We start from the raw sequence: 8,769 nt of genomic DNA, 5'->3' as shown, positions 1-8,769 counted from the left end.
GTCCAGGGCGCCGCCGACAACTCCGCACCGGACACCGTCGCGTGCGCCGAACGGGCCGTCGAACTCGCCCGGACCGCAGGCGACCCGATCGCCCGCTCGGCCGCCCTCGACGCGCTCTCCGGCGCCCGGAGCTGGGCCGGTGACACCTTCGCCGCCGCGGCCGCCGCCCGGGAGCGGATCGGCGTCCTGGCCGCCGCCCCGGACACGCCCGCCCGGACGCACGAGCTCATCGACGCCCTCGCCATGGCCGCGGCCACCGCCGTCGGCGCGGGCGAGCTGCCGGCGGCGCGCCGCTGGGCGGCCGAGCTCGCGCACCACCCCCAGCTGGCCGACATCGGCGACCACGCCACCTCCTGGCTGCTCGTCGCCGACGCGTTCACGGGCCGTGCCGAAGAGGTGCTCACCGCCGGCGTGCGCTTCCTCGACGCCTGGGAACGCACCGGCCGCCAGCGCTCGTTCTCCCTGGGCCCGGCCGCCGCGGCCGTCGCGATGGTCCACGGCCTGCGCGGCGACGGCGAGGCCCGCGCGACCTGGCTCGCCATCACCGACCGGGCGGGCGGCAAGGAGGACAACCGTCACGGCCACGGCGCCGTCTTCGAGGCCCTGGTCCAGCTCCACCACGGGGACGCGCACGCCGCGCTGGAACGCGTCGCCCCCGAGCCCGGGCAGGTGTGGAAGTGGGTCTGCTGGGTCTGGCTGCACTGGTACGAGGCGCTCCGCGCGGAAGCCTCCGTCCTCGCCGGGCACCCCGACGCCGCCGCCCGGGTCGCCGCCGCCCGGGCCCTGGTCGCCGGCAACCCGGTGGCCGGGGCCCTGGTGGAGCGGGCCGGCGCACTGCTCACCGGGGACCGGCCGCGGCTGCTGGCCACCGCGGCGGCGTTCGAGGCGGCCGGCTGCCGCTACCAGTGGGCGCGCACCCTGCTGCTGGCCGGGGGCGAGCACACCGAGGCCGGAGCGTCGGCCCTGGCCTCCCTCGGACTCGCGCCGATGACCGTTCGTTAGGCCGTACCCGGCGCCGCCTCAGCGCGCCGGTCCGAGCCCCTCCGGGAGGGCGGCCACCACGAGGGCGACGGCTTGCTCGGGCGTCTCGGTGCGCGCGACCGACTCGCCACCGTTGCGCACCCCGTACCGCCCTTCGTCGTACGGGTGGACGGCGTACCCGACCCGGGTCCTCCAGGGCTCCTCGACCCTGGGGGAGAACCAGAGGGCGAAGTGGCTGTTGACCGGCATCAGCCGGCGGAGCACCGGCTGGGCGTACGCCGCCACCAGCAGTGCGTGGGGGCGCGGGTGCCGGTCGTACGGCGGGAGGTGGACGCGGTCCAGCTTGGTCCACCACGCCAACTCGACGGCGCCGAGCGGCTCCCGCTCGTGGGCGAGGGCCCAGGGCCTGAACCGGATGAACGGGGCGTGCGCCCTGGTCTCCTCCAGCCCCGCGCCGCCCGTCCACGCCATCGTCGCCCTGACCGCCTCGGCCAGGTCCCCGGTCCACCCACCGGCCAGGCACGGGCCCTTGTGCTGGAGGGTCACCAGGAAGGTACGCCGCCCATCGGCGGGCGGCCACACCAGCACGCGCCGGCCGCTCCCCGCGTCGACGTACTCCGCGAGGCGCCCCGACTCCCGCCCCGACTCCGGCAGGACGAGCCCGAGCCCCCCGGCCGCACGCCCCAGCGCCGCCCGCAGCGCCCCTGCACGTCCCCAGCCGCCGTCGCCCGACCCCGCCCCGTAGTTCATCCGCCCAGTCTGCCCCGGCACCCGCCTGCCCCGACACTCCCTCTATGACGCTCCGACGCGGTCCGTATATCGTTCGGGACGAGCGGGACCGGCGACCGCGGACCCCCGTGAGCGGCGGACCGCCGGCCGAGGGCATGCGCCCCCGCCGAACGGTCCCGGGCGGAGGTGACCTCGCGTGGACCGTGCGACCGGACGGGGGCGTGGACCGCGTGGTGGTGGAGCGCACCGGGAGGCCGCGGTCTCCGCTGCCGGAGGTCTGCGACGGGTCACCCGCCCCCCGCACCCCGCTTTACGGCCCTACCTGCGCGGCCACACCGGCTTCTCCCACCTGGCTCCGCCCTACCAGGTCCGGCTGGTTCCGACCGGCCACGTGATCATGACCCTCAGCCTGGCCGAGCCGTTCAGCCAGATCCGCCGCCTCGGAACGCCGGGACCGGGCACCGGCCGGATCGGGTCGGCGGTGGTCGGGATGGAGGACCGGCCGGCGTGGTGCGTCCATCCCGGTGGCCGGCAGGAGATCATCCGGGTGGAGTTCACCCCGCTCGGCGCCTACCGGTTGCTCGCCCTGCCCATGCGCGAGCTGACCAACCAGGTGGTCGAGCTGGACGACGTCCTGGGCCGCGAGGCCGGTGTGCTGGTGGAGCGTCTGGCGGCCGCCCGCGGCTGGGCCGCCAGGTTCGACCTGCTCGACGCCCTGCTGCTGGCCCGGCTCGGGCGCGGCCCGGAGCCCGCACCCGAGGTGGACCACGCGTGGCGCCTGCTCACGGACTCCGCCGGCGGGGTCCCCATCGCCAGGCTCGCCGACGAGGTGGGGTGGAGCCGCAGCTACCTGGTCCGCCGGTTCACCGAACAGGTCGGGCTCACGCCGAAGACGTCCGCCCGCGTCCTGCGCTTCCACCGCGCGGCGCAGCTGCTGACCGGCGGCCCCGTGGACCTCGCCCGCCTCGCCGCCGGTTGCGGCTTCTACGACCAGGCCCACCTCACCCGGGAGTTCCGGGCCCTCGCCGGTCTCACCCCGGGCCGGATGGCGACGGCCGCCCGCCCCGTGGACGAGGCCCTCGCCCTCTAGTCGGAGGTCACATTCGTCCAATCCGGCTCCGTCTGCGCGCCGTTACGTTCTTGCGCACGAAGAGGACCAGGAGAGCAGGGGGGGACGGCCATGTTCACCGAGCGGGCGGACGAGCAAGGGGCGATGATCGCCGAGATCGTGCAAGGCAAGGGCAGCCCGGCGCTCGTGGCGAGGGTCCAGGCCAACTTCCGGCAGTGGCTGCGTGACCACTGGAACGGCGACGAGGCATCGGCTCTGGCCCATTGCGTCCACGCGCTGGCCGAGGCCTGTGGCGGAGCGCGGGGCGAGTGGGGCACCCTCGGCAGGCAGCAGCAGTCGGCGGTGGTCTGGTTCTTCAGCCTCATGTGCCTGCCGTCCCGGGACAGCGCCGGGGACGACGCGGCCGCCTTCTACCGGCAGGCCCTCGCCTCGGGCGGCGGGCTCGCCGCCATCGCCCGCACCGCCGACCTCCTGCGCGGCCGCGCGTAGGCGGTGCCCGCCCGCCACCCGATCCCGGTCACAGGGCGTCGACGCCGGACACCCGGGGCGCCCGGGCCTTGATCAGCGAGCCGGCGGCCAGTGCCGCCAGCAGCAGGGAGCCGCCCGCCCACCAGAGGGTGTCGCCGTAGCCGTGCATCAACTGCTCGGCCCCGGTCTCGTCCGACGCGTCGGCCAGGCGCGCGCCGACGAGGGTCAGCAGCAGGGCCATCCCGATCGACTCGCCCACCTGCTGGGCCAGCACGACCACCGCCGAGACCGAGCCGGAGCGCTGCGGGGCGATGCCGGAGGTGGCGGTGGCGAACAGCGGCCCGAAGGCCTGGCCGCCGCCGAAACCGGCGAGCAGCATGCCGGGCAGCACCCGGGTCCCGTACGCGGTGCCGGAGTCGACGCCGGCGAGGAACAGCGTCCCGGCGGCGGCGGTGACCAGCCCGGTCGCGATCAGCACGCCGGGTGCGACGCGGTCCTGGAGGCGCGCCGAGACCTGCGTGGCGGCGAGGGCGGCCGCGACGGCCAGCGGCAGGGCCATCAGCCCGGTCGTGCCCGGTGTGGTGCCGAGGACGTACTGCGTGTAGACGGTCAGCGTCGGGAGCAGCGCCAGGAACCCGGCGCCGGTCAGGACCATCGTCAGCGCGCAGCCGAGCCGGTCGCGGCGCCCGCCCGCGTCCCCGGCCGGCAGGCCGCCCGCCGCGGTGAGCCGGCGCAGGAAGGCCGCGAGCAGCAGGGCTCCCGCCGCGACGAGGCCCAGGGCCAGGGGAGTGGTCCAGCCGAGCCGCCCGCCCTCGTCCGTGCCGTAGACCAGCGCGGCGAGTCCGGCCGACCCGAACAGCACGCCGGGCCCGTCGAAGCGGGCACCGCCGCCGGGCGCGAGGCCCGGCAGCAGGGTGGCCGCCCCGGCCACCGCGAGCGCCGCGAGCGGGACGGAGGCGAACTGCGCCATGCGCCAGGACGCCAGCTCCGCGAGCCAGCCGCCGGTGAGCAGGCCGAGCGCGCCGCCGCCGGCCGTGACCGCTCCGTAGACCCCGAAGGCCCGGGCGCGTGCCCGCGGTTCGGGGAATCCGGTGGACACGAGGGACAGCGCCGCCGGTGTCAGCAGCGCGGCGAACGCACCCTGCAGGACGCGCGCCGCGATCAGCAGACCGGGGCCGCCGGCCGCGCCGCAGAGCGCGGAGGCCAGCGCGAAGCCGGCCAGGCCGGTGATCAGGGTCCGTCTGGCGCCCACGCGGTCGCAGAGGTACCCGCCGGGCAGCAGCAGTGCGGCGAAGGCGACCGCGTAGGCGGTGACCGCGTTCAACCCGCCGTCGGCGAAGCCGAGATCGGCCTGGACTGTCGGCAGGGCGGCGCTGAAACCCATCACGTCGAGCAGGACCAGCAGCTGCGTCAGGGCGATCACACCCAGGCCCCACCACCGCCTGGGGTGCGGTGCCGCCGGATCGGGCACTACGGCCGGTGGCGGCCCGAAGCCCTCTGCGGGGACGGGCTCCTCCGCGGGCGGGGGCGTGGGCGCGTACGGGGGCGGTGGCGCGGCCACCGGCTGGTGCTGGCGCGGCACGGACGGGATGCGGGGGTCCCGGGGCGACGCGGCGGCGGGCGCCTCGGGTTCCTCGGGCGCCCAGTCCAGCAACCTCGCGGCACGGCGGCCGAGTTGCGCCAGTACCGTGCCCGGAAGCCACTCCCCGGCCTGTTCGACCGCCGTCCGCTCGGCGACCTCGTGCGGGGTCGGCCGCGCGGCCGGATCCTTCTCCAGGCAGGCCCGCACGAGACCGGTCAGCGACTGCGGAACGCCGGTGAGGTCGGGTTCCTCCTCGGCCACCCGGAAGAGGTGGGCGTTCAGCCCGGAGTCGTCGGCGCCGAACAGGAGCCGGCCCGTCGAGGCGTAGACGAGGACGGCGCCGAGGCAGAAGACGTCGCTGGCGGGGGTGAGCGGGCGGCCGCGGACCTGCTCGGGGGACATGAAGCCGGGGGAGCCTATGAGCATGCCGGTGCGGGTGTGCAGGCTGTCTGCGGTCAGGCTGTCCATCGCCCGCGCGATGCCGAAGTCGATGACGCGCGGGCCGTCGATGGTGACGAGCACGTTGGAGGGCTTCAGGTCACGGTGGATCAGGCCCGCCTCGTGTACGGCCCGCAGGGCGACGGCGAGCCGGTTGGCGAGGGTGTGCACCGAGTACTCGGGCAGCGGCCCGAAGTCCTCGGCCACCACGGTGCGCAGGTCCGGCCCCGGGATGTACTGCGTCGCCACCCACGGCACGGCGGCCTCCGGGTCGGCGTCGAGCACCGCCGCCGTCCAGTCCCCGCCCACCCGGCGGGCGGCGGCCACCTCACGGGCGAAGCGCCTGCGGAACTCGGCGTGCCCGGCGTACTCGGCCTGCACGACCTTCACCGCGACGGTCCGCCCGCCCTCGGAACGGCCCAGATAGACCAGGCCCATGCCGCCCTCGCCCAGCCGGGCGATCAGACGGTACGGGCCGATGTGGGTCGGGTCTGCTGCGATCAACTGGTCCACGGGGACGAAGTATGCCAACTGCCGGGCGGGAATGAACCCGGTCCCCCCGGAAGGGGCGATCCTGTTCAATGGGCTGATGAGAGAAGGCAAGAGAAGGTGGCAGGTTCCTTATGGCCTGCCGCAGGACGTCGTGCTGTATGCCACCCCCGACGGATGGCGCCACAGCACCACCACGACGGACGGGGCGATCTTCTGCGGGCGGCTCACCGGGCTGCCGGAGACGGCCACAGCCGAGCAGGCCAAGGAGGCAAAGGCCGTGATGCTGCGGGCACTCGGGCTCGAGTTCCACGGGACCGCCCTCGAAGTCACCTGGGAGGCCGGCGAGACGCCCGGCTCATGGAACGGGCGGGTTCACCCGAGCCCCGCACCGGAGCACGGCGACGCCGACCGGGCATCCGTCTGACGCCGGAGATGGGAGGCGAAGAGGCAGCGCGGCGTTGGCTGGCCGATCAGGGCGTCCGGCAGGTGCGCGACGGGTGGGTGAGCGACGCAGAGCCGGACGTGCTGCTCACTGCCAACCAGGTGGCACACTCCTGGTCCGGTGATGTGTTCGCCGAAGACCTGGATGCGGCCGGTCAGGTGCGGTTGGCTCTCGGGCTGCTGGACCTGCTCGACGAGTACTGGGTCACGTGCGAGATCCGGTTCGCGAACGAGGGCGCGGAGGGCCCCCTGCCGGCCGAGGTGCTGTGGGACGGCTACCGCCGGCGGCTGGAGGCGGACCGGGACGCCGAAGCCGTCACCTACTCGCTGTGGGTGGACTGGTTCGAGGACCACGCCACTTCCGCGACCGCATTCGCCGAGGTTCTGGGGAACGACGTCGACCGGGTGGTGGCAGAGCGATCGCAGCCCCTGCTCCGCCGGGCCCGTCGGGTTCTGGAGTGTTCGGGACCGGTGCGCTGGCCGGTGAAGGAGCTGACGTACCGCACCGCCGTGCGGCTTCCCGACCTGCACCCGGCCGTCTTCCGCGGCCTCCTCGCGAGCTTCCACGACGTCTACGGCGACCTGGAGCCGGCTGCCGCACGGGTCCTGCTCGGCCGGCTGGACCTCCCCACGAACACCCGGCACCTCGCCGCACTGCGCCACGTACTCGATGCGGGGCACGCGAACCACCACCGCAGCCCCGACGCCTGGGACGACGCGGTTCGCTCCTGCTCCGGTGGTGCAGCCGGCCGTGGAACACGCCACATGGGGGGACGAACCGGTTCGCATTGACAGAATGATCATGCCGGGACACGATCCGTGGCGCATCGCGAACCGGTACGGATCGTCTTCCGTCGTTCAGCTCCCCTGCCGTCCACGGACGGTTCCTGCGAAGGGAATCCCATGCGCAACGACCTGTACGACTACAGCCCCATCACCGAACGGGCACCCATCCAGTGGCCCGGCGGCGCCCGCGTGGCGTTCTACGTCGGCCTCAACGTCGAGCACTTCGTCCTGGGCAAGCCGTCCACCAGCATCAACCAGGGCACCGCGTCGCTCGTGCCCGATCCGCTCAACCACGGCTGGCGCGACTACGGCCCCCGCGTGGCGATCTGGCGGATGATCGAATCGTTCGACCGGCACGGCGTGCGCCCGAGCGTGCTGCTCAACTCCGATGTCGCCGAGCAGTACCCGCAGATCATCGAGGCCGGCCGGGCGCGCCGTTGGGCCTGGCTCGCCCACGGCAAGAACAACTCCACCCTGCAGGCCGAGGTCGAGGCGGACGAGCGCGCCTACCTGACCGATGTCGTCGAGACCATCGAGAAGGCGACCGGGCAGCGCCCCCGCGGCTGGATGGGACCCGCCCTCAGCGAGACCTTCCAGACCCCGGCGCTGATAGCCGAACTCGGCCTGGGCTACGTGCTGGACTGGACCGCCGACGACCAGCCCTTCCCGTTGAACGTGCCGGGCCTCCTGAGCGTTCCCTACACCCTCGAACTCAACGACCTGGGCCTGTTCACCGCCCACTCCGTCAGCGGCCCCGACTTCGTCCAGATCGTCAAGGACCAGCTCGACCAGCTGCACGCCGACTCCGCGCACAGCGGACGCGTGATGTCACTGGCCCTGCACCCCTTCGTGAGCGGCCAGGCGTTCCGGATGAAGTACCTGGACCAGGCGCTCGAATACGTGGTCAACCACCCCGGCGTGTGGACCACGACCAGCGACGACATCGCCGAACACTACGCCCGCACCACCGCGGGCCCCGCCGCCTGACCGGAGGGACGGGCGAAGGGCGCGGGAGCGGCCGAGCGCCTCCGCCAGTGCAGCGCCGGGCGGCACCGGCTCCTGTTCACCCCGCTCGCAGCGCGGCCGCCAGCCGTCCCAGCGCTGCCTTGATCCGGTCCGGCGCGACCCCTTGGGCGCGCTGCTGGAGGTAGACCTCCGGCGCCAGCGGCGCGAGCAGGCTGTCCACCAGGGCCTCGGGGTCCGGGACGCCCGACTCGCGCAGCAGGACGAGGACATGGGTGCGCCAGAAGCCGTAGGCCCCGATGGTGAAGCGCTTCTCCCCGGTCTCGGCGCCCAGCACCAGGTGGCCGTGGGTCTCCAGCAGGTCGACCATGGCGGCGTAGAACGCGGTGAGCCGCTCCGGGGCCGGCGCTCCGGGGCCGAGCGGGGGAGCGCCGCGCAACAACTCCTCCTGCAGGCGGCGTTCGTGCTCGTCGAGGAGGGCGGCCGCGATGGACGTGACGTCCGGGTAGCGGCGGTAGAGCGTGCCGCGGCCGATGGCGGCCGCCCGGGCGATGTCGTCCATCGTGACCGACCGCGGATCGCCGGCGGCGAACAGCCCGGCGGCGGCGGAGAGCACCTTGGCCCGGTTGCGGGCGGCGTCGGCGCGTTCCCTCGTGTCCATGGGGCCTCAGCCTAGCGGAATAAGTGGACGGCCTGTCCGGTTGTGGCCCTCGTCCGGTATAACTGGACGCCGTGTCCGGTTACCGTTCCCGCCGCTACCGAGGGGGCCCCGTCATGACCACGCCGCAGTACTTCCACTGGCTCCTGCTGGTCGCCGCCG

At 74.5% G+C, this 8,769-nt stretch carries 8 protein-coding genes and 1 pseudogene; 6 read left to right on the top strand and 3 right to left on the bottom strand.

Annotation, left to right across the window (positions count from 1 at the left end; translation table 11 throughout):
* Nucleotides 1–1,002: pseudogene (locus ACFVXK_RS34400) on the top strand (ATPase); the annotation flags it as partial.
* Nucleotides 1,003–1,020: 18 nt separating this feature from the next.
* Here the strand turns inward: ACFVXK_RS34400 and ACFVXK_RS34395 are convergent.
* Nucleotides 1,021–1,731 carry a DUF6193 family natural product biosynthesis protein gene (locus ACFVXK_RS34395; RefSeq protein ID WP_389619890.1) on the bottom strand — a complete coding sequence of 237 codons (711 nt, stop codon included), beginning with the start codon at nt 1,729–1,731 and terminating at the stop codon, nt 1,021–1,023.
* Between the two features lie 256 nt (nt 1,732–1,987).
* Between ACFVXK_RS34395 and ACFVXK_RS34390 the strand changes: the two genes are divergently transcribed.
* Both ACFVXK_RS34390 and ACFVXK_RS34385 read left to right on the top strand, forming a co-directional pair.
* Complete coding sequence (locus tag ACFVXK_RS34390) at nt 1,988–2,800, top strand: helix-turn-helix domain-containing protein (RefSeq protein ID WP_389619893.1); 813 nt, start codon at nt 1,988–1,990, stop codon at nt 2,798–2,800.
* Between the two features lie 90 nt (nt 2,801–2,890).
* Complete coding sequence (locus ACFVXK_RS34385) at nt 2,891–3,268, top strand: hypothetical protein (RefSeq protein WP_389619887.1); 378 nt, start codon at nt 2,891–2,893, stop codon at nt 3,266–3,268.
* Nucleotides 3,269–3,296: 28 nt separating this feature from the next.
* On the opposite strand, the gene ACFVXK_RS34380 is transcribed toward ACFVXK_RS34385, so the two are convergent.
* The gene (locus tag ACFVXK_RS34380) at nt 3,297–5,780 is read right to left on the bottom strand and encodes an MDR family MFS transporter (protein WP_389619884.1); all 2,484 of its coding nucleotides are present in this window, start codon (nt 5,778–5,780) and stop codon (nt 3,297–3,299) included.
* A gap of 76 nt (nt 5,781–5,856) precedes the next feature.
* Between ACFVXK_RS34380 and ACFVXK_RS34375 the strand changes: the two genes are divergently transcribed.
* The 3 genes from ACFVXK_RS34375 to ACFVXK_RS34365 all read left to right on the top strand — a co-directional run bounded on the left by ACFVXK_RS34375 (nt 5,857) and on the right by ACFVXK_RS34365 (nt 7,973).
* Nucleotides 5,857–6,183: a hypothetical protein gene (locus tag ACFVXK_RS34375; protein WP_389619883.1), complete on the top strand. Its 327-nt coding sequence runs from the start codon at nt 5,857–5,859 to the stop codon at nt 6,181–6,183.
* Nucleotides 6,184–6,260: 77 nt separating this feature from the next.
* The gene (locus ACFVXK_RS34370; protein ID WP_389619880.1) at nt 6,261–6,992 is read left to right on the top strand and encodes a hypothetical protein; all 732 of its coding nucleotides are present in this window, start codon (nt 6,261–6,263) and stop codon (nt 6,990–6,992) included.
* A gap of 111 nt (nt 6,993–7,103) precedes the next feature.
* A complete protein-coding gene (locus ACFVXK_RS34365) occupies nt 7,104–7,973 on the top strand; it encodes a polysaccharide deacetylase family protein (protein ID WP_389619877.1) in 870 nt (289 codons plus the stop codon).
* 76 nt (nt 7,974–8,049) lie between these two features.
* On the opposite strand, the gene ACFVXK_RS34360 is transcribed toward ACFVXK_RS34365, so the two are convergent.
* Nucleotides 8,050–8,610: a TetR/AcrR family transcriptional regulator gene (locus ACFVXK_RS34360; RefSeq protein ID WP_389619874.1), complete on the bottom strand. Its 561-nt coding sequence runs from the start codon at nt 8,608–8,610 to the stop codon at nt 8,050–8,052.
* Nucleotides 8,611–8,769: the final 159 nt, after the last annotated feature.

Origin of the sequence: Streptomyces sp. NPDC058157, from assembly GCF_042884105.1 — a bacterium.
Classification (GTDB): Bacteria; Actinomycetota; Actinomycetes; order Streptomycetales; family Streptomycetaceae; genus Streptomyces.
This window is presented reverse-complemented; position numbering and strand designations above follow the sequence as displayed.